The organism is Solibacillus sp. FSL H8-0538 (assembly GCF_038003525.1).
Lineage (GTDB): Bacteria > Bacillota > Bacilli > Bacillales_A > Planococcaceae > JBBOPI01.
Genome location: NZ_JBBOPI010000001.1, coordinates 3,317,700 through 3,342,500, shown reverse-complemented (window position 1 = coordinate 3,342,500; position 24,801 = coordinate 3,317,700). Strand labels below are relative to the sequence as shown.

The following is a 24,801-nucleotide window of genomic DNA, read 5'->3' as shown; positions in this document are numbered from 1 at the left end:
ACGAAAGGCGTAACGATCTGGGCACTGTCTCAACGAGAGACTCGGTGAAATTATAGTACCTGTGAAGATGCAGGTTACCCGCGACAGGACGGAAAGACCCCGTGGAGCTTTACTGTAGCCTGATATTGAATTTTGGTACAACTTGTACAGGATAGGTAGGAGCCAGAGATCCCGGAGCGCCAGCTTCGGAGGAGGCGTCGGTGGGATACTACCCTGGTTGTATTGAACTTCTAACCCATGCCCCTTAGCGGGGTAGGAGACAGTGTCAGGCGGACAGTTTGACTGGGGCGGTCGCCTCCTAAAGAGTAACGGAGGCGCCCAAAGGTTCCCTCAGAATGGTTGGAAATCATTCGTAGAGTGTAAAGGCATAAGGGAGCTTGACTGCGAGACCTACAAGTCGAGCAGGGTCGAAAGACGGGCTTAGTGATCCGGTGGTTCCGCATGGAAGGGCCATCGCTCAACGGATAAAAGCTACCCCGGGGATAACAGGCTTATCTCCCCCAAGAGTCCACATCGACGGGGAGGTTTGGCACCTCGATGTCGGCTCATCGCATCCTGGGGCTGTAGTCGGTCCCAAGGGTTGGGCTGTTCGCCCATTAAAGCGGTACGCGAGCTGGGTTCAGAACGTCGTGAGACAGTTCGGTCCCTATCCGTCGTGGGCGTAGGAAATTTGAGAGGAGCTGTCCTTAGTACGAGAGGACCGGGATGGACATACCGCTGGTGTACCAGTTGTCTTGCCAAAGGCATCGCTGGGTAGCTATGTATGGACGGGATAAGTGCTGAAAGCATCTAAGCATGAAGCCCCCCTCAAGATGAGATTTCCCATTACGCAAGTAAGTAAGATCCCTCAAAGACGATGAGGTAGATAGGTTCGAGGTGGAAGTGTGGCGACACATGGAGCTGACGAATACTAATCGATCGAGGACTTAACCACATTATTACATTATGAATTGCATTCAATGAACCGTTTATCCAGTTTTGAAAGAATAAGCTTTCAACTAAATAAGTGAAGTGATGATGGCAAAGAGGTCACACCCGTTCCCATACCGAACACGGAAGTTAAGCTCTTTAGCGCCGATGGTAGTTGGGGGCTTCCCCCTGTGAGAGTAGGACGTCGCTTCGCGGAACAGAAACCCCAAGGATTTAGTTCCTTGGGGTTTTTTAATTATGGTTATTTCATTTGATTAAACTTTAATGACACTGTTGTGATAAAACATCAATTGTATACAAGGCTAGGAAGTATGGCTAAATGAATGTGCGTTTCAACGAAAAGTTATTTCTGTCGAAGGGCATAGGTGTAGTTTTCACTTCCGAAAGATAAATTAATAAGTTTGACTAAAAAGACGTATCTCGTTTCAAATAGGAAGAGATTATATACTAAAAAAATAACCCTATCCGAAAATACTAGCGGATAGGGTTTTCTTCTATTCTAATTCAACTAACAAATCACCAGTAGAAATTGCATTTCCTGTCAATACATAGACCTCTTTTACAATACCATCTTTTGGTGCTTGGACCGTTGTTTCCATTTTCATCGCTTCAGTAATCATTAAATGATAGCCGCGTTTCACCTTACTGCCTTTTGATATTACAACTTGCAGCACCGTGCCCGGCATTGTCGCACCGATTTGATTTGGATTTGCTGGATTGGCTTTTGGTGCTTGGTTGCCATCCACCTCTACGGTCAAATCTTGTATCACTAACTCACGAGACTGACCGTTGATTTCGAAGTACATGACACGCGTACCATCGTGCTGTGGCTCACCGATTGATACTAACTTAATAATCAATGTCTTCCCTTTTTCGATTTCTACTTCGATTTCTTCACCAAGTCTTAGACCATATAGGAATGTTGGTGTATCTAATACCGAAATATCACCAAACTGCGCATTCATTTTTGAATATTCTTCAAATACTTTTGGATACAATGCATAGGCTAATACGTCTTGGTGTGAAGGAGTGCGACCGATTTTTTCTGCAAGCTCTGTTGTCAATTTTTCAAAATCAACCGGTGCTAGTAGTTCACCTGGATGAACTGTAATTGCTTCACGATTCTTTAAAATGACCTTTTGCAGTTTTTCAGGGAAGCCACCATGTGGTTGTCCTAAATACCCTTGGAAGAATTCAATGACTGAATCGGGGAAATCGAGTGCTAATCCTCGTTCACCAATGTTTCCTTCATCTAAATCATTTTGCACCATGAATAATGCCATATCGCCTACTACTTTTGAGGAGGGTGTTACTTTGACAATATCGCCAAATAATAAATTCACACGTGAATACATTGTCTTTACTTCATCCCAGCGATCACCTAGACCTACTGCTTTTGCTTGCTGCTGTAAGTTACTATACTGACCACCTGGCATCTCATGTACATACACTTCAGAATGTGGTGCATTCATGCCGCTTTCAAAGTCCACATAATATTTACGCACATCGCCCCAGTAATAAGATAGTTTTTCAAGTGATTCGATATCTGCACGGACATTGCGCTCATTGCCCTTCACTGCATAATAAAGGGAATTGGCACTTGGCTGCGATGTTAACCCAGCTAAAGAGCCAAGTGCTGTATCGATAATATCTACACCCGCTTCAATTGCCTTTGCATACACATAAATGCCATTACCGCTCGTGTCATGTGTGTGCAAGTGAATTGGTAAATCCGATACTTCTTTTAATTCCGAAATTAAACGATAGGCTGCTTCTGGTTTTAACAGACCGGCCATATCTTTAATGGCTAAAATATGTGCGCCTGTTTTTTCAAGCTCTTTCGCCATTTCTTTATAGTACTGTACTGTATATTTCGCGCGACGATGGTCTAAAATATCGCCAGTATAGCAAATGGCCGCTTCTGCGATTTTACCGCTGTTGCGTACTTCATCAATTGCCACTTCCATGCCTTTAATCCAGTTTAGAGAGTCAAAAATACGGAATACATCAATACCTGACGATGCCGATTCTTTGATGAATTCACGGATTAAATTATCCGGATAGTTTGTATAACCGACCGCATTGGCACCGCGTAGTAGCATTTGGAACAATACATTCGGTACTTGCTTACGTAGTTGCTCTAGTCGTTTCCATGGATCTTCTTTTAAGAAACGATAGGCGACATCAAATGTAGCACCACCCCACATTTCAAGTGAGAAGTAATCATTCATCATCTGACTTGTAGCATCGGCAATTTCAACCATATTTTTCGAACGGATACGTGTTGCAAGAAGCGATTGGTGAGCATCTCGGAATGTTGTATCCGTTAGCAGGACATCCTGCTGCGCCTTCACCCACTTCACTAATCCGTCTGCACCTAGTGTATCTAAAATTTGTTTTGTGCCCGATAATGGGGCTGCCTCAAAGATTGGTATATTCGGTTGCACAAAAATTGGCTTTGTACGCTTCTCTACACCTGGGAAGCCATTTAGTGTGACATTGCCGATATAGCTAAGTAGCTTTGTTCCACGGTCTTTACGTTCTGGGAACATAAAGAGTTCAGGTGTTGTATCGATAAAGCTTGTATCAAATTGACCACTAATAAAATTTTCGTGCAGTACGACGTTTTCTAAAAATGGAATATTCGTTTTGACACCACGAATACGGAATTCACGTAAGTTACGGTCCATTTTTTGAGCGGCTTCCTCAAATGTCATACCCCATGTCGATAATTTAACGAGCAATGAGTCATAGTGGGGTGTTACGACTGCACCTTGAAAACCATTACCTGCATCGAGACGGACACCGAAGCCGCCACTTGAACGGTATACCATTAACTTACCGGTATCTGGCATGAAATTATTTTTTGGATCTTCAGTTGTAATACGTGACTGAATCGCATAACCAAATAGCGGGATATCTACTTGCTGTGGCATGGCTATTTCTGTATCATGCAACGCGTGCCCTTGTGCAATTTTAATTTGTGTATGCACAATATCAATTCCAGTGACCATTTCTGTAATCGTATGTTCCACTTGAATACGGGGATTAACTTCGATAAAGAAAAATTCATTGCCAGTGACTAAAAATTCCACTGTTCCCGCATTTACGTAGTTTACATTTTTTGTTAGTTTTACAGCTGCATCACAAATCCGGTTACGTAAATCTGCTGAAATCGAATTTGACGGCGCAATTTCAACTACTTTTTGATGACGGCGTTGAATAGAACAATCACGTTCATATAGATGCACAATATTACCATGTACGTCACCTAATATTTGCACTTCAATATGCTTTGGCTTAATAATCGCTTTTTCTACATAAACCTCATCAGAACCGAACGCTGCTTTTGCTTCAGATTTAGCACGTTCATAAGCAGAGGCTAAGTCTTCTACGCGTTCTACTAAACGCATCCCTCGACCACCGCCACCAAGTGCCGCTTTGATCATCACTGGATATCCATATGTATCAGCAAAGTTCTCTACCTCTGCTAAATTGGCAACCGGACCATCAGTACCAGGAATTACTGGAATACCTGCTGAAATCGCTTGTGCACGTGCCTTGACTTTATCCCCGAACATATCGAGATGCTTCGATGTTGGCCCAATGAAAGTAATCCCTTCTTCTTCACAACGTCGTGCAAACTCTACATTTTCGGACAAGAAACCGTATCCAGGGTGAATCGCATCTACATTAGCTTCTTTGGCAATCGCTAAAATCCCTTCAATATCTAAGTATGCATCAATCGGTTTTTTGCCTGCACCGACTAAATAGGCTTCATCAGCTTTAAAACGGTGAAAGGCCCCATTATCTTCATGGGAATATATTGCTACTGTTTGTAATTTTAATTCTGTACAAGCACGGAAAATACGAATCGCAATTTCGCCACGATTGGCTACTAAAATCTTTTGAGTTTGTTTCATATTGTTGTCCCTCACTTTTAAAATAATGAGCAGTATGATACCTAGATCATACTGCTTCATTTTTTTATATTTTATGGAATCATCCATGTTAAAACGGTACTTTGTAAGTACGTTAAAATACAAATCGCGAATAATAAAACGATACTATATTTGAATGCGAATTTTAATAACTCGGATTCTTTACCAGCTAGTCCTACAGCAGCAGCAGCTACGGCAAGTGTTTGAGGTGAAATCATTTTACCTGTTACACCACCACCAGTATTTGCTGCTAAGGCTAATACTGGGTCCATACCAACAGATTCTGCCGTGACTTGTTGTAATTTCGCGAACAATACATTTGACGATGTATCTGATCCGGTTACAACAACCCCTAACCAACCAAGGATTGGTGAGAAGAATGGGAATAATGCTCCTGTTTTAGCAAGTATTAAACCAAGTGTAGCCATCATACCTGCTGTGTTGGCTACATACGCGTAACCAACTACACAACAAATTGTTAGAAGGGGGTACTTAATCTCATTGACTGTTTCAAAGAATGTTTTGCACCAATCACTCCACGAAATACCTAAAACGAATTTTGAAACAATTGTTGCAAATAATATTGCTGTACCGGCTGCACCAAGTAGCTCTAGTTTATATACTGCCGCAATTTCTAGTCCTGTCGCACCGTCGATCACGACATTATGTAAAAATGGTACTTCCGGTTTAAAAGTTAACGCATGACCGATAGTATTTAAGCTATTTAGTAGGGCATTGTCTCCTTCATACGTACCAACAAGGGCTTTTTTAATCGTTGGAATGCCCCATGCAGAGATGAATACCGTTAAGACGATAAATGGTGACCAAGCCGTAATAATTTCCGTTGCTGAATAATGTTCTTTTTGTGAGGCTAAATCATTTTTTTCATTTTCAAAACGGTAAATTTGTTTTGGTTTCCAGAAACGCATGAAAATTGCTAAGGCGAATAATGATACTAATGATGATAATACGTCTGGTAATTCAGGTCCTAAGAAGTTAGAACTTAAAAACTGTGTAATCGCAAAAGAAATACCTGAAATTAATATCGCTGGTAATACTTCCGCTGTTTTTTTATAACCAACCATGATGAATACAAGCATGAATGGAATAAATACTGCTAAAATCGGTAACTGACGACCAACCATTTTAGAAATTTCTAACGCTGGAATGCCTGTAATTCCTTCCATTACAGTTATCGGTACACCAATCGCACCGAATGCTACAGGTGCTGTATTGGCGATTAAACAAAGACCAGCTGCTTGTAGTGGTTTAAAACCTAAACCTACTAATAACGCTGCAGAAATTGCAACCGGCGCTCCAAATCCAGCGGCACCTTCTAAAAATGCACCGAATGAAAACGCTATCAATAATGCTTGAATACGTCTATCTTCTGTAATGGACAATACAGAAGAACGAATAATATTGAAATGGCCTGTTTTGACTGTCAGATTATAAAGGAAAACAGATGTAATGATAATCCAACCAATTGGAACTAATCCGTATACAGCCCCTTGTGAAGCAGATGCTAATGCTGTTGCTACTGGTACTTGAAATGCAATAGTTGCTACAATTAATGCGAGAATTAATGTTGTAAGACCCGCTATGTATCCTTTCATTTTCTTAATAGCTAATGCCCAAAAAAAGTAAATAATCGGAATTGTTGCAACTAGTGCCGACCAACCAAGACTGTCAGCAACCGCTGTAAAATTTTGAGTGAACGACATTTTCTTACCCCCCATGTTTTATTTCCTACCTAGCTTAAAAGTCATCTGAAGGTTAGGTCATCAGATGACTTTATGAATTTGATTATAGGTAATGAATTCTTATAATTCAATATATTTTTTCTATTCAAAGGGAATATGGTAAAAATAAATGTATGTACAGGCTTTTTTAAAATCTTGATGTATAATTAGTTTAAAATCATGAGTATTTTTATTAGAAAGACACATCTCGCCCAATATAAGGAGAGATGATGTCCTTTCTTATCGATAAATAAAGGAGTTGTACGTTTTGAAATTCCAACAAGTCCAAACAAAGAAAAAGTACGAAGAAGTATGCGAAATACTGCATAATAAAATACGTAGTAACGAATTAAAACCAGGTGATAGAATCGATTCAGTCGAACATTTAGCAGAGCAATTACAAGTCAGTCGCTCTGCTGTTAGGGAAGCAATGTCGGCATTAAAGGCAATGGGCTTAATTGAAATCAAACAAGGTTCTGGCACATTCGTAAAAGAATTTTCAGAGCACCAGCTTGATTTCCCGCTCTCTACCTCTATCCTATCAAACAGACAAACCGTGCCCAATTTACTCGAACTACGAAAAATTATCGAAGTGGGTATTGCTGCAAGTGCTGCAAAAAAGCGAACGCAAGAAGATATCGAACAGTTAGAGCGTATTCTAGAAGAGATGAAGCGCGTACAAGGCAATGGTGAGCTTGGTGAAAAAGTCGATTTTGATTTTCATACGGCCATTGCGACTGCTTCTCAAAATCCACTGTTAGCTAATTTACTCGACCAAGTGTCTGTACTGATGATTGAAACGATGCGTGAAACCCGTAGAATCTGGCTATTTTCAAAAAAAACAACAAGTGAACAACTATACGATGAACATATGCAGATTTTCTTGGCCATTAAACAAAAAAATCCAGAACTCGCAGAAATGGCGATGTCGTCCCATTTAAGCAATGTCGAAAAGATCCTTATGCAATATTTAGGTAAAACAATAACTTGATTAGTATTCCCGCGTATACATACGGTCTTAATTGACTGTGATATACGCTTTTTTTATCTATAAAGCACCAGGTCGAAATTATTTAAATATTCACGGAAAACCATTAAAATCAGAAAAAAAGTATAGTATGATTTTACACATTATGTTAACATCAAGTCATCAGATGACCAGTTGAATTTATGTATGCTAACTACTGAGGGGGAGAACTATGAAAGTCACATTATTTGCTACTTGTCTTGTTGACATGTTCCAAGGAAATGTCGGGAAAGCGACTGTAGAACTACTAGAAAGACTTGGTTGTGAAATCGACTTCCCAACAAGCCAAGTTTGCTGTGGGCAACCATCTTACAATAGTGGATATGTAGAAGAATCAAAAAGTACGATGAAAAATATGATTACTGCATTTGAAAAAGCGGAATATGTTGTAACACCGTCGGGATCATGTGCCTATATGTTTAAAGAATACCCACATATTTTTAAAGGCGATAATGTTTGGGAAACAAGAGCACAAAGCTTAGCAGATAAAACATATGAGCTAACAGAATTTATTGTTGACGTATTAAAGGTAGAAGATGTTGGTGCTCGTCTTGACGGCAAAGCAACTTACCATACGTCATGCCATATGACACGTTTACTCGGCGTTAAAGAAGCGCCGATGATATTACTGAAAAATGTAAAAGGTCTGGAGTATGTCGAACTTCCAGGGAAGGAACGTTGTTGTGGATTTGGCGGAACATTCTCTGTAAAAATGGGCAATATTTCAGGTCAAATGGTTGACGAAAAAGTATGTAATGTGGAAGAAACAGAAGCAGATATTCTAATCGGGGCAGATGCAGGTTGCCTAATTAATATTGGTGGTCGAATTGGTCGTAAAGATAAGTCAATAAAAGTCATGCATATTGCAGAAGTACTAAATAGCAGGTAGAGGGGGGATTTTTTATGGCAATGAAAACAAGTGATGATCAATTTAAAAACCGTGTCTCGGAAAACTTAAATGACAGCTTTATGCGCGGTGCAGTCTCAAGTGCACAAGAACGTTTTCAAACGCGACGTCAAGCACAAGTTGACGAAATGGGTAATTGGGAAGAATGGCGCTCGCACGGGGAGGAAATTCGCCAGCACGTACTTGAAAATTTAGATGCGTATCTTTTTGAACTAAGCGAAAACATCGTGAAACGTGGTGGGCATGTTTTTTTTGCACAAACAGCGGAAGATGCATCGGAATATATAAAAAATGTAGCCATTGAAAAAGCAGCAAAAAAAATTGTGAAAGCGAAATCTATGGTAACAGAAGAAATCAATTTAAATGCTGTATTAGAAGAAGCTGGCTGTGAAGTTATTGAAACTGATTTAGGTGAATATATTTTGCAATTAAATGATCACGAGCCACCATCTCATATTATCGTGCCCCCACTTCATAAAAATCGTCACCAAATCCGCGATATTTTCAAGGATAAAATCGGCTACGATAAAACCGAACAACCGGAAGAAATGGCACTCTTTGTACGTGAGAAGCTACGCCAAGAATATTTAACGGCCGATATCGGTATCACAGGGTGTAACTTTGCCATTGCAGAAAGTGGTTCCATTACCCTCGTAACTAATGAAGGTAACGCAGATTTAGTAACTGCACTACCAAAAACGCAAATTACCGTAATGGGTATGGAGCGTATTGTACCTACATTCGAAGAGATGGAAGTACTGGTAGGCTTATTAACTCGTAGCGCAGTCGGACAAAAGCTGACTAGTTATATTACAACATTAACAGGTGTTAAAGACGAAGGCGATACAGATGGTCCAGAAGAGTTCCATTTAGTTATTGTCGATAATGGGCGTTCGAAAATTTTAGGTACAGAATTCCAATCTGTCCTGCAATGTATCCGTTGTGCAGCTTGTGTCAATGCTTGTCCTGTTTATCGCCATGTTGGTGGTCATTCGTACGGTTCGATTTATTCCGGCCCAATCGGTGCAGTGTTAACGCCATTATTAGGTGGGTATGATGACTTCAAAGAACTACCATATGCATCAACGCTTTGTGGTGCATGTACAGATGCCTGCCCAGTTAAGATTCCACTGCATGAATTGCTGCATAAGCACCGTCAAAAAATTGTAGAAATCGAAGGCAAAGCACCTATTTCTGAAAGATTGATGATGAAGGCATTTGGTTATGGTGCATCAACTTCACCCCTATTTAATGTGGCGACAAAAGTAGCATCACCTCTCATGTCACCGTTTGTAAAGGACGATAAAATTACAAATGGTCCAGGTCCATTAAAGGCGTGGACGGAGGAACGTGATTTCCCCGCACCGAACAAAGAGAGTTTCCGTAACTGGCTGAAAAAGCGTCAGAAAGGAGATCAATAATGACTATTTATAATCGTGAAAACTTTCTAAATAATATTGCAGATAATCTCGGGCGTCCAGTACGTAAACAGGTTGAACGTCCTGTATGGAAATTTCAACCTCAGCATGAAGTACTAAAAGATGCGACACCCGATGAATTAGTAGAAGTGTTAAAAAAGCAATGTCAAAATATCCACACAAGCTTTGTTTCAACAACAACTGAACAACTAGCAACTACATTACAGCAGGTGGTTGATGAATGTGGTGGGAAATCAGTCATTACATGGAAGGACGACCGATTCGAAAAATTTGGTCTATTACCATTAATGACGGAGCAATGGCCAAAAAATGACATTGCCTTTTATGAATGGGATGAAAAAAATCCCGAAGAAAATATTCGATATGCTGAAAAAGCGAATATTGGTATTACAATTAGTGAAATGACATTGGCAGAATCTGCGACGGCGATGTTATATAGTGATAAAAATCGTGGGCGCACAATCAATTTCTTACCGGAAAAATCGATTGTCTTGATCCCAAAAAGCACACTCGTACCGCGTATGACGCAAGCGGCTCGCCATATTCACGAAAACATTCAAAAGGGTGAGCAAATACCTTCTTGCATTCTCTTTATGACAGGTCCAAGTAATTCGGCTGATATCGAAATGGTTTTAATCGTCGGTGTACATGGTCCGGTAAAAGCAACTTATATCCTAATTGAAGATCAATAATTTAAATAGGAGCTCGCTTTGCGGGTTCTTTTTTTTTGCTTCGGTTAAACTAGATTGTTGATTTATGCTATAAAAAGATGCCTTCGCTGACGAGTGCCGAGTATCGAATCGTCACTCCAACGAAAAAGTTTCTTCCATTAAATAGAAATATCCGGATTTTATGATTAATTCACGTAACTGTTGTTTGTTTTGAAAAATTTTTGTCGTTTTTGTATGGTAAGAGAAAGTTCGGTACCTGCGTGTTATAGTAGTAACAACTTATCTAAATCGGAAGGATGTATCCAGTTGTCAAAAAAGCAAGTTTGGTATGAAGTAGAAGAAAACGAAACAATTGAGCAATGTTTGGATAGAATGAACAAAGATGGGTATATGCCGTTTGGGCGCAAGGAAGAGCCTGTGTTCCACATTGTTGATGGTGAACCGACCTATTTACGTCAAAAAATAAAATTTAAAGGTATTTTAATAGGAGAATAAAATAAATAAGACGAAAAACCGAACATTATCTTTTTATGAAAATTTATCGTTCGCATTTTTGCATTGCTTTTCTGTTCAACACTTGTTAAAATGTGAAAAGGAAAAACATTAAACCCCTCATATATGCTAGATAATATGGCTCTAGTGTCTCTACCCGGTACCGTAAACACCGGACTATGCGGGAAAGCAACTTTGGGAATTTGTAAAGGGTGTGTCTTCAGATGATTTGTCTGCATATTCTTTTAATTTGGTCCTCAAGTAGTCTGCTTTCTAACGCGTAGAGAGTAGATTATTTGGGGACTTTTTTTACATTGTTCAGCAGACATCTACTATTTTAAGAAGAAGCGAGATAAATACCCGTTTATCTTTTTATACAAGGGAGCGAAACTCATGAATCCAAAAATCGGCGTTATTATGGGCAGTTCTAGTGACTGGGAAACAATGAAACATGCATGTGATATTTTAGACGAATTAAATGTACCGTATGAGAAGCAAGTGGTATCTGCACACCGCACACCGGACTTAATGTTTGAATATGCGGAAGCAGCACGCCGTCGTGGCATTCAAGTAATTATTGCAGGTGCTGGAGGAGCAGCTCACTTGCCAGGAATGGTTGCGGCAAAAACAACTTTACCTGTCATTGGTGTTCCCGTGCAATCAAGAGCGTTAAACGGATTGGATTCATTATTATCAATCGTTCAAATGCCTGGTGGTGTTCCAGTTGCAACAGTAGCGATTGGTAAAGCAGGTGCGACAAACGCAGGTTTACTTGCCGCACAAATTTTATCGACAACAGACGTGGATCTAGCAAATAAGCTTGATGCTCGTCGAGAGGCTACGAAGCAACAAGTACTAGAAAGCTCAGGTGACCTAGTGTGACGAAGATGATTTATCCAGGGCAAACAATTGGTATTATTGGTGGGGGACAGCTTGGTCGTATGATGGCCGTTGCAGCAAAGGAAGCGGGTTATAAAGTTGCGGTGTTAGAGCCAACAATGGATTCACCTTGTGGACAAGTTGCAGATATTCGAATAGTTGCACCTTATGATGATGAAGGGGCATTAGAGGAATTAGCTGAAGTAAGTGATGTGATCACATATGAATTTGAGAACATTGATTATGCAGGGTTAAAACGACTAACGGAAATTGCTTACGTTCCTCAAGGAGCTGAGTTAGTACGTATTACACAAAATCGTGTGACGGAAAAGGCTGCAATTGTTGAAGCAGGTTGTCCAGTAGCGCCATATGTTGTTGCAGATACATATGGAGAACTGGTTGCTAGTATCCATCAAATTGGATTCCCATGTATTGTAAAAACGGTACGTGGTGGTTATGACGGTAAAGGGCAACAGTTATTAAAATCCAACGAAGACCTACCTTTAGCGGAAGAATTATTCGAACATTCGCAATGCATTGCAGAAGGTTTCGTATCTTTTACTAAAGAAATTTCAGTTATTGTTCAACGTAATGGACAAGGAGAAACATGCTGCTTACCAGTCGGCGAAAATATTCATGTGAATCACATTTTACATGAAACAATTGTGCCGGCACGTATTACTGAAGATACGGAAAAGAAGGCAGAAGAAGCAGCAGCAAAAATTGCCGACCACCTTGAGCTTATTGGTACATTAGCTGTAGAAATGTTCGTCCTAGAAGATGGCGGAATAATCATCAACGAGTGCGCACCTAGACCACATAATTCTGGTCATTATTCAATCGAAGCTTGCAACATTTCACAATTCACACAACATATCCGTGCTGTGTGTGGCTGGCCATTACGCAAGCCTAGACTTTGGGCACCATCAATTATGGTGAATGTGCTCGGACAACATGTAGTTCCATTAACCAATTCAATTTCAAAATATCCTGATTGGTCTATACACCTTTATGGGAAAGCTGAAGCCAAAGTTAATCGTAAAATGGGTCATATAACTATTATGACTGATGATTTAACTGAAGCACTTCAACAAGTCGAGGATTCTGGCATCTGGTCAGAGTAGAAGGAGAAATTATATGATCGAACGTTATACACGCCCTGAAATGGGTGCAATTTGGACAGAAGAAAATCGTTATCAAGCTTGGTTAGAGGTTGAAATTTTAGCATGTGAGGCATGGGCTGAAATCGGCGATATTCCGAAAGAGGACGTTGTTAAAATTCGTGCTAACGCATCATTCGATGTAAACCGTATTTTAGAAATTGAACAAGAAACACGTCATGATGTTGTTGCATTTACACGTGCCGTTTCTGAAACACTAGGTGAAGAACGCAAATGGGTACATTATGGCTTAACTTCAACGGACGTAGTAGACACAGCGCTTTCTTACTTAATCAAACAGGCAAACGAAATTTTGCGTAAAGATTTACACATGTTCATTGATATTATTACTGAAAAAGCGAAAGAGCATAAATACACAGTAATGATGGGCCGCACGCACGGTGTACATGCTGAACCGACAACATTCGGGTTAAAGCTTGCTCTATGGCTTGAAGAAATGCGCCGTAACTTGGAGCGCTTCGAGGCAGCTGCGAAAATTATCGAAACAGGTAAAATGAGTGGTGCTGTTGGAACATACGCAAATATCGACCCAAAAGTTGAAGCATACGTTTGTGAGAAGTTAGGACTTGCCGCTGCACCAATTTCTACTCAAACATTACAACGTGACCGTCACGCGCAGTACTTCTCAACACTTGCATTAATCGCAACATCAATTGAGAAGTTTGCAACAGAAGTACGAGGCTTACAAAAATCGGAGACACGTGAAGTTGAGGAAGCATTCGGTAAAGGCCAAAAAGGTTCTTCTGCAATGCCACATAAACGTAATCCAATCGGCTCTGAGAATATGACTGGTATGGCTCGCTTAATGCGCGGGTATATGGTTACAGCATTTGAAAACGTGTCATTATGGCATGAACGTGATATTTCGCATTCATCTGCAGAACGCGTCATCATACCAGATGCAACGATTACACTGAACTACATGCTAAATCGCTTTGGTAACATTCTTAAAAATTTAACAGTATTCCCGGAAAACATGAAACGTAATATGGGGCGTACATTCGGGTTAATTTACTCTCAACGCATTTTACTTGCTTTAATCGACAAAGGATTAGCTCGTGAGGAAGCGTATGACACAGTACAACCATTAACTGCGCGCGCATGGGATGAGCAAACACAATTCCGTCCTTTAGTAGAAGCGAGCGAGAAAATCACTGCTTACTTATCACCGGAAGAATTAGATAATTGCTTCGACTACAACTACCATATTCAACAAGTAGACATGATTTTTGAACGTCTTGGACTAAACTAATTTAATCAAATTGTGGGGGAATTCTGTCATGAATAAAGGTCAGCTTTTGTATGAAGGGAAGGCAAAACGTTTATACGCAACAGAGGATGCTAATATCCTCTTCGTTGAGTATAAAGATAGTGCAACAGCGTTTAACGGTGAAAAAAAAGAAGATATCGTCGGGAAAGGGAACTTAAATAACCGCATTACGACTTTAATTTTCGAAAAATTACAAGCAGCCGGAATTGCGTCACATTTCGTTAAACGTTTATCTGATAATGAACAGCTTGTTCGTAATGTAGATATTATTCCAATCGAACTTGTTGTACGTAACATCGCAGCAGGATCGTTAGCGAAAAACCTTGGATTAGAAGAAGGTACGCCGCTAAAACGCCCAATCGTTGAATACTATTACAAAAATGATGATCTTGGCGATCCGCTTATTACGACAGAGCATATCGACATTTTAGATATTGCAACGCCTGAAGAGGTACAAGCATTATACGACGGTGGCTTAGCTGTAAATGAAGTGTTGCGTCTAATTTTCGAAGAAGTAGGTATTATTTTAGTGGACTTCAAATTAGAGTTTGGACGTGATGCGGAAGGTAATGTTTTACTAGCTGATGAAATCTCTCCGGACACTTGTCGTCTATGGGATGCCGAAACGAAACGAAAGCTGGATAAAGATGTATTCCGCCGCAATCTTGGTAGTTTAACAGAAGTATATGAAATTATTCTAAAAAAACTTGGAGGCAAATAAACTCATGAAAAAAGTTAAAATTTACGTAACATTACGCGAAAGCATTTTAGATCCACAAGGTTCAGCTGTAAAAGGCTCATTAACTAAAATCGGATACGAAGAAGTACAAGACTTACGTATCGGTAAATATTTAGAAGTAACAATCGGCGATAGCGCACGTGACATCGATGCATTAGTAAAAGAAATGTGTGAAAAAGTGTTAACGAATGTTGTCATCGAAGACTACCGTTATGAAGTCGAGGAGGCTAACTAATCATGAAATTCGCAGTACTCGTATTCCCTGGGTCAAACTGTGACATCGATATGTATCATGCGATTAAAGACGAACTAGGTGAAGAAGTAGAATATGTCTGGCATGCTGAAACGGATTTAAGTGCTTTTGATGGCATTTTAGTTCCGGGTGGATTCTCTTATGGGGATTACTTACGTTGTGGCGCTATGGCGAACCAATCAAACATTATGACAGAAGTGAAAAAAGCAGCAGATTCAGGAAAACCGGTACTAGGTATTTGTAACGGATTCCAAATTTTAACGGAAGCAGGGTTACTTCCAGGTGCGCTATTACGTAACAAAAACCTAAAATTCATGTGCCGCACAGTTCAGTTAAAAGTAGAAAATAACAACACATTATTTACTAACGGCTATGAACAAGGCCAAGTAATCGATATTCCAATCGCACACGGTGAAGGAAACTACTACTGTGACGAGGAAACATTAGCGAAATTAAAAGCAAACAACCAAATTGTGTTCACATATTCAGGTGAAAACCCGAACGGATCATTAGAGGATATCGCTGGAATTATTAACGAGCGCGGTAACGTACTTGGAATGATGCCACACCCAGAGCGTGCAGTAGACTCGCTTGTTGGTGGGGCAGATGGATTAACATTATTTAAATCAATTGTGAAGCAGTGGAGGGAAAATCATGTCAACAACTAAGTTTGAGCCAACAGCAGAGCAAATTAAAGACGAAAAGCTTTACGCTGGAATGGGTATGTCAGACGAAGAATTCGCAATGGTAGAAGGTATTTTAGGTCGTCTTCCAAACTGGACAGAAACAGGTTTATTCTCAGTAATGTGGTCTGAGCACTGCTCATACAAAAACTCAAAACCAGTTCTACGCAAATTCCCTACATCAGGTCCTCAAGTTTTACAAGGTCCTGGTGAAGGTGCGGGGATCGTGGATATCGGTGATAATCAAGCCGTTGTATTTAAAATGGAATCACATAACCATCCATCAGCAATCGAGCCTTACCAAGGTGCGGCAACTGGTGTTGGCGGTATTATCCGTGATGTTTTCTCAATGGGAGCACGTCCAATCGCGATGTTAAACTCACTTCGTTTTGGTGAACTTAAATCAGCGCGCGGTAAATACTTATTCGAAGAAGTTGTAGCAGGGATTGCTGGTTACGGGAACTGTATCGGAATTCCAACTGTAGGGGGCGAAATTCAGTTCGACCCTTGCTATGAAGGAAACCCATTAGTAAATGCCATGTGTGTTGGTTTAATCGATCACCAAGATATCCAAAAAGGTATCGCTGCGGGTGTAGGGAATACTGTAATGTACGTTGGAGCGAAAACAGGCCGCGATGGTATTCACGGTGCAACATTCGCTTCTGAAGAATTAACAGCAGATTCAGATGACAAACGTCCAGCAGTTCAAGTAGGAGATCCATTCATGGAAAAACTTCTTCTTGAAGCATGTCTTGAAGTTGTGAAGTCTGATGCACTAGTTGGTATTCAAGACATGGGGGCGGCTGGTCTTACATCTTCTTCAGCAGAAATGGCTTCTAAAGCAGGTTCTGGTGTAGAAATGAACTTAGACTTAATTCCACAACGTGAAACAGGCATGACAGCATACGAAATGATGTTATCTGAATCTCAAGAGCGTATGTTATTAGTTGTTAAAAAAGGTCGCGAAGATGAAATTAAAGCCATTTTCGATAAATATGATTTAGATGCAGTAGCAGTAGGTGTTGTAACTGACGACAAACAATTACGTTTAATCCACAACGGTGAAGTAGTAGCAGACGTGCCTGCTGATGCACTTGCAGAAGATGCACCTGTATACTACAAACCATCTGCTGAACCAGCTTACTATGCAGAATTCCAAGCTATGGAAAACGCGGAACCAGCTGTAGCTGACTATAAAGAAACATTATCTGCTCTATTACAAGCGCCAACTATTGCTTCCAAAGAATGGGTTTATGGTCAATATGACTATCAAGTTCGTACATCAACAGTAGTTGCACCAGGTTCGGATGCCGCGGTAGTACGTGTGCGCGGTACAAATAAAGGATTAGCGATGACGACTGACTGTAACTCTCGCTATATTTACCTTGATCCAGAAGTAGGCGGCCAAATTGCGGTTGCTGAAGCAGCGCGTAACATCGTTTGTTCAGGTGGACAACCACTTGCGATTACGGACTGCTTAAACTTCGGTAACCCAGAGAAACCAGAAATCTTCTGGCAAATCGAAAAATCTGCTGACGGAATTGCGGCAGCTTGTACTGCACTAAACGCACCAGTAATCGGCGGAAACGTATCGCTTTATAATGAGCGTTCAGGTGTAGCAGTTTACCCAACACCAACAATCGGTATGGTTGGTTTAGTACAAGATTTAGCACACGTGACAACACAAGAAGTAAAAGCCGCTGGGGACATCGTTTATGTAATCGGTGAAACGGCAACTGAATTCGGGGGTTCTGAGCTTCAAAAACTTCTAAACGGCGACATTTCAGGGAAAGCACCAGCAATTAACTTAGATGTTGAAGCAGCGCGCCAAGCAGCACTTTTACAAGCAATCCGTGCTGGACTTGTTCAATCTGCGCATGACGTTTCTGAAGGCGGTGTAGCGGTTGCACTTGCTGAGAAAACATTCGCGGCACAAGGCTTAGGTGTGAATGTAACACTTGAAGGTTCAGCAGTAACAGCATTATTCTCTGAATCGCAATCTCGTTTCATCGTAACGGTAAAAGAGGCAGACACTGCAGCATTTGAAGAAGTAGTAGCGGACGCGAAAAAAATCGGTGTCGTAACAAACGACGCAAACGTAACAATTAACGGTGAAGCTGGCGTTCTTGTAGAAGGTACAGTGGAGGAATTCCGTTCTGCTTGGAAAGGAGCAATCCCATGCTTGCTGAAATCAGAGGCTTAAACGAAGAATGTGGGGTGTTTGGTATTTGGGGCAACTCAAATCCAGCACACCTTAGTTATTACGGGCTACATGCTCTTCAACATCGCGGTCAAGAAGGTGCTGGAATCGTCGTAACAGACGGTTCAGTGCTTCGTGCGGTAAAAGGCGAAGGGCTTGTGAATGAGGTATTTAATGAAGATAAATTAAAAGCGGTAAACGGTAAAGCTGCGATTGCACACGTACGTTATGCAACAGCGGGCGGCAGTGGTATTGAAAATGTACAACCACTATTATTCCACTCTTCAACAGGCAGTCTTTCAATCGCACATAACGGAAACTTAGTAAATGCGAATCACTTAAAACAGTATTTAGAGCGTCAAGGAAGCATTTTCCACTCGACATCAGATACAGAAGTAGTAGCGCATTTAATTAAGAAAAGTAAACTTTCTCCGTTCCGTGCGAAAGTAAAAGAAGCGTTAAACCTTTTAAAAGGTGCGTATTCATTACTTGTTATGACAAAAGAAGAAATGCTTGTAGCACGTGATCCACATGGCTTACGTCCACTTTCACTAGGTAAATTAGGTGATGGTTGGGTAGTTGCTTCTGAAACTTGTGCATTCGATTTAATCGGTGCTGAGTATGTTCGCGAGATTGAACCAGGTGAATTATTAATTATTAATGATCAAGGATTGACTTCTGATCGCTTTATGCCAATGGAAAACCGTGCAATGTGTGCAATGGAATACGTGTACCTTGCTCGTCCGGATTCAGATATAGATGGTATTAACTTACACATGGCGCGCAAACGTATGGGAAAACAGCTTGCAAAAGAATGTGCTCATATTGAAGCGGACGTTGTTACGGGTGTACCGGATTCAAGTATGTCGGCTGCTATTGGTTTTGCAGAAGCAACAGGTATTCCTTATGAATTAGGTTTAATTAAAAACCGCTATGTAGGTCGTACATTTATTCAACCAACTCAAGAACTTCGTGAGCGCGGCGTGAAAATGAAACTCTCACCAGTCGTTCAAGTTGTGAAAGATAAACGCGTTATTATGGTAGATGATTCTATCGTACGTGGTACAACTTCACGTCGTATTGTAAAAATGCTAAAAGACGCAGGTGCTACGGAAGTACATGTTGTGATTTCTTCTCCACCAATGACGGATCCTTGTTTCTACGGCATCGATACGTCAACACATGAAGAATTAATTGCATCAAGCCAAAGCGTGGAAGAAATTCGCGATACAATCGGTGCGGATTCATTAACATTCCTATCAGCTGAAGGCCTAGTGGAAGCAATCGCACGTCCGTTTGAAGATGAAAACCGTGGTCTTTGTATAGCTTGTTTCTCAGGGAAATACCCAACAGAAATTTTCCCAGATACGATCTTACCACATGAAAAAGAACTGTTACGCTAACAATCTCCAAAACTAAAGGTTGTTTAGTGAAATTTAAGGAGGACATATTGCATGTCAAAAGCATATGAGCAAGCTGGCGTTAATATTGAAGCAGGTTATGAAGCGGTAAAACGCATGAAGTCACATGTTGAACGTACGAATCGTCTAGGCGTTATGGGTACATTTGGTGGCTTCGGTGGGATGTTTGACCTGTCTTCATTAAACTTAAAGGAACCTGTTCTTATTTCAGGTACAGATGGTGTTGGAACGAAATTAAAGCTAGCATTCATAGTTGATAAGCACGATACAATCGGCGTTGACTGTGTAGCGATGTGTGTGAACGATATCGTGGCACAAGGCGCAGAGCCACTATACTTCCTGGATTATGTTGCAGTAGGTAAAGCTTTCCCTGAAAAAATCGAGCAAATCGTAAAAGGTGTAGCGGACGGTTGTGTGCAGTCTGGTGCAGCGTTAATCGGTGGCGAAACAGCGGAAATGCCAGGTCTTTACGAGGAAGATGAGTACGACCTAGCTGGATTTGCAGTAGGTGCTTGTGAAAAAGCGGATATCGTAACGGGTGAAAAAATTGTGGAAGGTGACGTGCTTGTAGGGATTGCTTCAAGCGGAGTTCACTCAAACGGTTATTCATTAGTTCGTAAAATAGTGTTTGCTGATAATGGAATTGCGGTAGATGCTGTTGTTGAAGGCTACGAAGAACTTGGCCCAATAGGTGAAGCACTTCTAGTACCAACAAAGCTTTATGCAAAACCAGTTCTTGCTGCATTAAAAGCGGCTGACGTTCATGGTTGTGCCCACGTAACAGGTGGTGGTTTCTATGAAAACCTACCGCGTATGATGCCAGCAGGACTTGCGACAGAAATTGACTTAGGTGCTTGGCCTGTACTACGTATTTTTGACTTCTTAAAAGAAAAAGGTGCGTTAGCTGATAAAGATTTATACAATGTATTCAACATGGGAATTGGCTTTGTTATGGCAGTGCCAGCTAGTGAAGTAGAGAAGGTCATCGCTGCAGTTGAAGCAAACGGTGAACAAGCATTTACAATTGGCCGTGTTGTTAAAGGCGAAGGCGTAATATTTAACGGTGACCATGACGGGAGCTTAGTGTAATGGTAACAAAAATCGCAGTATTCGCTTCAGGCAGCGGTAGTAATTTCGAGGCAATCGCTGAAGCAATCACACGCGGTGAATTAGATGCACAAATCGAGCTTGTCGTTACTGACAAGCCCGGTGCATTTGTTGTTACGCGTGCGCAAAAGTTTAATATTCCTGTGCTGGAAATAGCACCAAAGATGTTTGCTACAAAGGCAGATTATGAAGCCGCTGTCGTGGAAGCGTTACGTGAAAAGGATGTTAAGTGGGTTGTTTTAGCGGGTTATATGCGTTTAGTAAGTGATACTTTGCTTGCGGCGTATCACAATCGCATCGTAAATATTCACCCATCACTACTTCCATCATTCCCAGGCAAAGATGCAATCGGGCAAGCGATGGAGCATGGTGTAAAAGTTACTGGAGTTACAGTTCACTACGTTGATGCTGGAATGGATACAGGAAAAATTATTGCGCAAGGAGCGATTGGTGTTGTAGAAGGCGACCGAGAGTCTACCGAACAACAAATCCACGAGCTTGAGCATAAGCTTTATACACAAACGTTAAAGCAACTTTTTGAAGTATAATATCTCGCTTGAACAGCTCCATGAGAGGGCATCGTTCACCGATTTGATATGTACATATTATAGTAAAACAATTGGAGGACTTTACCGTGACTAAACGCGCACTTATTAGTGTCTCAGATAAAAATGGTATTTTAGAATTTGCAAAAGAATTAGTAGCTCTTGGCTATGAAGTATTATCTACTGGTGGAACAAAAAAATTACTTCAAGATAACAATGTGGCAGTAACAGCTGTTGACGAAGTAACAAAATTCCCAGAGATTTTAGACGGTCGTGTGAAAACATTGAACCCATTAATCCACGGTGGTCTTTTAGGTAAATTTGATGAGCCATCTCACCAAGCGCAAATGAAAGAGCACGGTATTGAGCCAATCGAAATCGTTTGTGTAAACCTTTACCCATTCGTTGAAACAATTTCAAAACCAGATGTAACTTGGGATGATGCGATCGAAAACATCGATATCGGTGGCCCAACAATGCTACGTTCAGCTGCAAAAAACCATGATTACGTAACAGTTATTGTGGACAGCAACGATTATGCAAAGGTTCTTGAAGAATTAAAAGCAGGCGGTGCTACTACAATCGAAACACGTCGCACTCTAGCAGCGAAAGTGTTCCGTCACACAGCAGCGTACGATTCATATATCTCGAACCACCTAACAGAAGCAATCGGTGAAGAATTCCCAGAAAGCTTAACGATGACATATGAATTAAAACAAAACTTACGCTATGGCGAAAACCCGCACCAAAAAGCGGCATTTTACCAAAAACGTTTAGGTTCTGACTTCTCAATCGCATACGCAACACAATTACACGGTAAAGAACTTTCTTACAACAACATTCAAGATGCAAATGCTGCTCTTCAAATCGTAAAGGAATTCGAAATGCCAGCAGCAGTAGCTGTAAAGCATATGAATCCTTGCGGCGTTGGTACGGGTACGAACATAGAAGAAGCATTCAACAAAGCATATGAGGCGGATGCAACGTCTATTTTTGGTGGCATTATTGCACTAAACATGGAAGTAGATGTTGCAACAGCGACGAAATTAAGCGAAATCTTCCTTGAAATCATTATCGCACCAAGCTTTACAGCAGAAGCGCTTGAAATTTTAACGAAGAAGAAAAACATTCGTTTAATGACAATCGATTTCTCTCAGGACAAACAAGACAAATTCAATGTAGTGTCTGTAGAAGGTGGCTTACTTGTTCAAGAGCCAGACCGTTACGGCTTTGCTGAAGCAGACGTAAAAGTAGTAACAGACCGAAAGCCAACTGAAGAAGAGTGGAATGCTCTGAAACTTGGCTGGGCAGTAGTGAAACACGTAAAATCAAATGCAATCGTTGTTACTGATGCACAAATGACATTAGGTGTTGGTGCTGGTCAAATGAACCGCGTAGGCGCAGCGAAAATCGCCTTCGAGCAAGCTGGCGAAAAAGCAAAGGGTGCAGCACTTGCATCTGACGCATTCTTCCCAATGAGCGACTCTGTTGAAGCTGCAGCTGCTGCTGGTATTACAGCAATCATTCAACCAGGTGGATCGATTAAAGACCAAGATTCGATTGATATGGCGAATGAATTCGGAATAACGATGGTGTTCACGGGCGTACGTCACTTTAAGCATTAATAAATTATTATTAAAAATCTCTAGTTTCCTTCATTATGTACAGGTATAATAGAATAATGTTTCGCTATTGTTCTGGCCGGATGATAGCAGAAGCGTTTACAAATGCGTTGTAGTGATTATTCCTGCCGGGAAATTCGCTACAATAATGAAAGTAGGACCTTGGCCGGACCTGCTTTCAACATAGTAGTAGTCATCATCCACTTTGGTCGGGGGATGTTGACTACAAATTTATTGTTTAAACATACAGATATACTATTCTGGTCGGATAGCATATCAACATGTTGAATAATAATAAACGCTCGCTAATTAATTTTGGCGAGCGTTTTTTTAATTACATAAATGAAGGCGAGCTTAGAGAAATATTCTTTTAGTATAACTAGTAACGGGCATCATCTCTCCCTGTTTTGAGGTGAGATGTGCCTTTCTAACCAATAGGAGGGTAACTTAACATGAAGGTTCTTGTTATCGGTAGTGGTGGTCGCGAGCATGCGATCGTAAAGCAATTTAGTATCGCCCCATCAGTAGAAAAGGTATTCGTTGCGCCAGGGAATGATGGTATGCGTGCGGACGCAGAGGTTGTGGCAATTGATGCACTTGATTTCCCAGCGCTTGCGGCATTTGTAAAAGAAAACGGTATTGAGCTTACATTTGTAGGTCCAGAGCAACCGCTTGCAGAAGGTATTGTGGACTATTTCAACGGACAGGCGTTAACAATTTTTGGACCAACGCAAGCAGCTGCTAAAATTGAAGGTTCAAAATCATATGCTAAAGAAATTATGCAAAAATACAATATCCCAACAGCGGCTTATGAAACATTCACAGAAGCGGAACCTGCAATTGCTTACGTGAAAGCAAATGGCGTGCCAATCGTTGTCAAAGCGGATGGTTTAGCTGCGGGTAAAGGTGTTATTGTTGCAATGACGGAAGAAGAAGCCATTGATGCAATTGACGACATGATCGGAAACCAACGCTTCGGCGATTCTTCATCACGCGTTGTAATCGAGGAATTCCTAGACGGTGAAGAATTCTCATTCATGTCATTTGTACACAAAGGGAAAATTTATCCAATGGTCATCGCACAAGACCACAAGCGCGCATATGACGGTGATAAAGGGCCGAATACAGGTGGAATGGGTGCATACTCTCCAGTTCCTCAAATTTCTCAAGATGTAGTGGCACGCGCTTACGAAGAAATCGTGGAACCAACAGTAAAAGCGATGGAAGAAGAAGGCGTTTCATTTACAGGTATTTTATATGCGGGTTTGATTTTAACGGAGAATGGTGCAAAAGTAATTGAATTCAATGCACGCTTCGGTGACCCTGAAACACAAGTTGTATTACCACGTATGGCGTCAGACTTCGGCGCATTCATGACAGCTCTAATGGAAGAAAAAACGTTTGATTTGCAATGGCGTGACGAAGCAATGTTAGGTGTAGTTATTGCATCTGAAGGCTATCCAGGTGATGTCGAAAAAGGCAATCCACTTCCTGAGTTAAGTGATATCGCAGGTAATGTGTATCACGCGGGTACAAAATTAGTAAACGGACAGTTCGTTGGTAATGGTGGTCGTGTGCTACTTGTTGCTGCACAAGCGGACACATTAAAAGAAGCACAACAAAAAGTGTATGATGCAATCGGAACGAAGGAATGGGATAAGTTCTTCTTCCGTCAAGATATCGGTTGGCGAACATTTAAATAATTGAAAGGAGGGGCTAATGTGTAGTATAAATCTACGTATTAGCTCCTTT

General features: G+C 41.0%; 19 protein-coding genes, 2 rRNA genes and 1 riboswitch (1 of these 22 cut by a window edge). Of the genes, 19 read left to right on the top strand and 2 right to left on the bottom strand.

Annotated elements, in window-relative coordinates; translation table 11 throughout:
* Positions 1–934, top strand: a 23S ribosomal RNA gene (locus MHH87_RS16040); it begins 1,996 nt to the left of the window's first position.
* Between the two features lie 73 nt (positions 935–1,007).
* Positions 1,008–1,123 (top strand): 5S ribosomal RNA (gene rrf, locus MHH87_RS16035).
* Between the two features lie 301 nt (positions 1,124–1,424).
* Here the strand turns inward: rrf and pyc are convergent.
* Both pyc and MHH87_RS16025 read right to left on the bottom strand, forming a co-directional pair.
* Positions 1,425–4,853, bottom strand: a complete 3,429-nt coding sequence (gene pyc, locus MHH87_RS16030; protein ID WP_340750230.1) for a pyruvate carboxylase — start codon at positions 4,851–4,853, stop codon at positions 1,425–1,427.
* A 71-nt stretch (positions 4,854–4,924) separates the two neighbouring features.
* A complete protein-coding gene (locus MHH87_RS16025; RefSeq protein ID WP_340750229.1) occupies positions 4,925–6,595 on the bottom strand; it encodes an L-lactate permease in 1,671 nt (556 codons plus the stop codon).
* 286 nt (positions 6,596–6,881) lie between these two features.
* Between MHH87_RS16025 and MHH87_RS16020 the strand changes: the two genes are divergently transcribed.
* From MHH87_RS16020 to purD, 17 genes are all read left to right on the top strand, one after another.
* Positions 6,882–7,604: a FadR/GntR family transcriptional regulator gene (locus tag MHH87_RS16020; RefSeq protein ID WP_340750228.1), complete on the top strand. Its 723-nt coding sequence runs from the start codon at positions 6,882–6,884 to the stop codon at positions 7,602–7,604.
* Between the two features lie 208 nt (positions 7,605–7,812).
* Entirely contained in the window at positions 7,813–8,529 is a 717-nt protein-coding gene (locus MHH87_RS16015) for a (Fe-S)-binding protein (protein WP_340750227.1), read from the top strand.
* Between the two features lie 14 nt (positions 8,530–8,543).
* Positions 8,544–9,968, top strand: coding sequence for a LutB/LldF family L-lactate oxidation iron-sulfur protein (locus MHH87_RS16010; protein WP_340750226.1), 1,425 nt, complete (start codon positions 8,544–8,546; stop codon positions 9,966–9,968).
* Positions 9,968–10,678 (top strand): LutC/YkgG family protein, encoded by a 711-nt coding sequence (locus tag MHH87_RS16005; protein WP_340750225.1) that lies wholly within the window; start codon positions 9,968–9,970, stop codon positions 10,676–10,678. The genes MHH87_RS16010 and MHH87_RS16005 overlap by 1 nt, the downstream gene beginning before the upstream one ends.
* Before the next feature lie 285 nt (positions 10,679–10,963).
* Positions 10,964–11,152, top strand: a complete 189-nt coding sequence (locus tag MHH87_RS16000; RefSeq protein WP_340750224.1) for an NETI motif-containing protein — start codon at positions 10,964–10,966, stop codon at positions 11,150–11,152.
* Positions 11,153–11,249: 97 nt separating this feature from the next.
* Positions 11,250–11,349: riboswitch (purine riboswitch) on the top strand.
* Between the two features lie 193 nt (positions 11,350–11,542).
* A complete protein-coding gene (gene purE, locus MHH87_RS15995; protein WP_340750223.1) occupies positions 11,543–12,031 on the top strand; it encodes a 5-(carboxyamino)imidazole ribonucleotide mutase in 489 nt (162 codons plus the stop codon).
* Entirely contained in the window at positions 12,028–13,152 is a 1,125-nt protein-coding gene (purK, locus tag MHH87_RS15990) for a 5-(carboxyamino)imidazole ribonucleotide synthase (RefSeq protein WP_340750222.1), read from the top strand. The genes purE and purK overlap by 4 nt, the downstream gene beginning before the upstream one ends.
* 13 nt (positions 13,153–13,165) lie before the next feature.
* Positions 13,166–14,461 carry an adenylosuccinate lyase gene (gene purB, locus MHH87_RS15985; protein ID WP_340750221.1) on the top strand — a complete coding sequence of 432 codons (1,296 nt, stop codon included), beginning with the start codon at positions 13,166–13,168 and terminating at the stop codon, positions 14,459–14,461.
* Positions 14,462–14,489: 28 nt separating this feature from the next.
* Positions 14,490–15,200, top strand: coding sequence for a phosphoribosylaminoimidazolesuccinocarboxamide synthase (purC, locus tag MHH87_RS15980; RefSeq protein WP_340750220.1), 711 nt, complete (start codon positions 14,490–14,492; stop codon positions 15,198–15,200).
* Between the two features lie 4 nt (positions 15,201–15,204).
* Positions 15,205–15,453, top strand: a complete 249-nt coding sequence (gene purS / locus MHH87_RS15975; RefSeq protein ID WP_340750219.1) for a phosphoribosylformylglycinamidine synthase subunit PurS — start codon at positions 15,205–15,207, stop codon at positions 15,451–15,453.
* Positions 15,454–15,455: 2 nt separating this feature from the next.
* Entirely contained in the window at positions 15,456–16,139 is a 684-nt protein-coding gene (gene purQ, locus MHH87_RS15970; protein WP_340750218.1) for a phosphoribosylformylglycinamidine synthase subunit PurQ, read from the top strand.
* Positions 16,126–18,357 carry a phosphoribosylformylglycinamidine synthase subunit PurL gene (gene purL, locus MHH87_RS15965; RefSeq protein WP_340750217.1) on the top strand — a complete coding sequence of 744 codons (2,232 nt, stop codon included), beginning with the start codon at positions 16,126–16,128 and terminating at the stop codon, positions 18,355–18,357. The genes purQ and purL overlap by 14 nt, the downstream gene beginning before the upstream one ends.
* On the top strand, positions 18,333–19,757 hold the full coding sequence (gene purF / locus MHH87_RS15960) for an amidophosphoribosyltransferase (RefSeq protein WP_340750216.1): 1,425 nt from the start codon (positions 18,333–18,335) through the stop codon (positions 19,755–19,757). The genes purL and purF overlap by 25 nt, the downstream gene beginning before the upstream one ends.
* 51 nt (positions 19,758–19,808) lie before the next feature.
* Positions 19,809–20,864: a phosphoribosylformylglycinamidine cyclo-ligase gene (gene purM / locus MHH87_RS15955; RefSeq protein WP_340750215.1), complete on the top strand. Its 1,056-nt coding sequence runs from the start codon at positions 19,809–19,811 to the stop codon at positions 20,862–20,864.
* A complete protein-coding gene (gene purN / locus MHH87_RS15950; protein WP_340750214.1) occupies positions 20,864–21,430 on the top strand; it encodes a phosphoribosylglycinamide formyltransferase in 567 nt (188 codons plus the stop codon). The genes purM and purN overlap by 1 nt, the downstream gene beginning before the upstream one ends.
* Before the next feature lie 86 nt (positions 21,431–21,516).
* Positions 21,517–23,052, top strand: a complete 1,536-nt coding sequence (gene purH, locus MHH87_RS15945) for a bifunctional phosphoribosylaminoimidazolecarboxamide formyltransferase/IMP cyclohydrolase (RefSeq protein ID WP_340750213.1) — start codon at positions 21,517–21,519, stop codon at positions 23,050–23,052.
* 449 nt (positions 23,053–23,501) lie between these two features.
* Entirely contained in the window at positions 23,502–24,752 is a 1,251-nt protein-coding gene (gene purD, locus MHH87_RS15940; protein ID WP_340750212.1) for a phosphoribosylamine--glycine ligase, read from the top strand.
* Positions 24,753–24,801 lie beyond the last annotated feature (49 nt).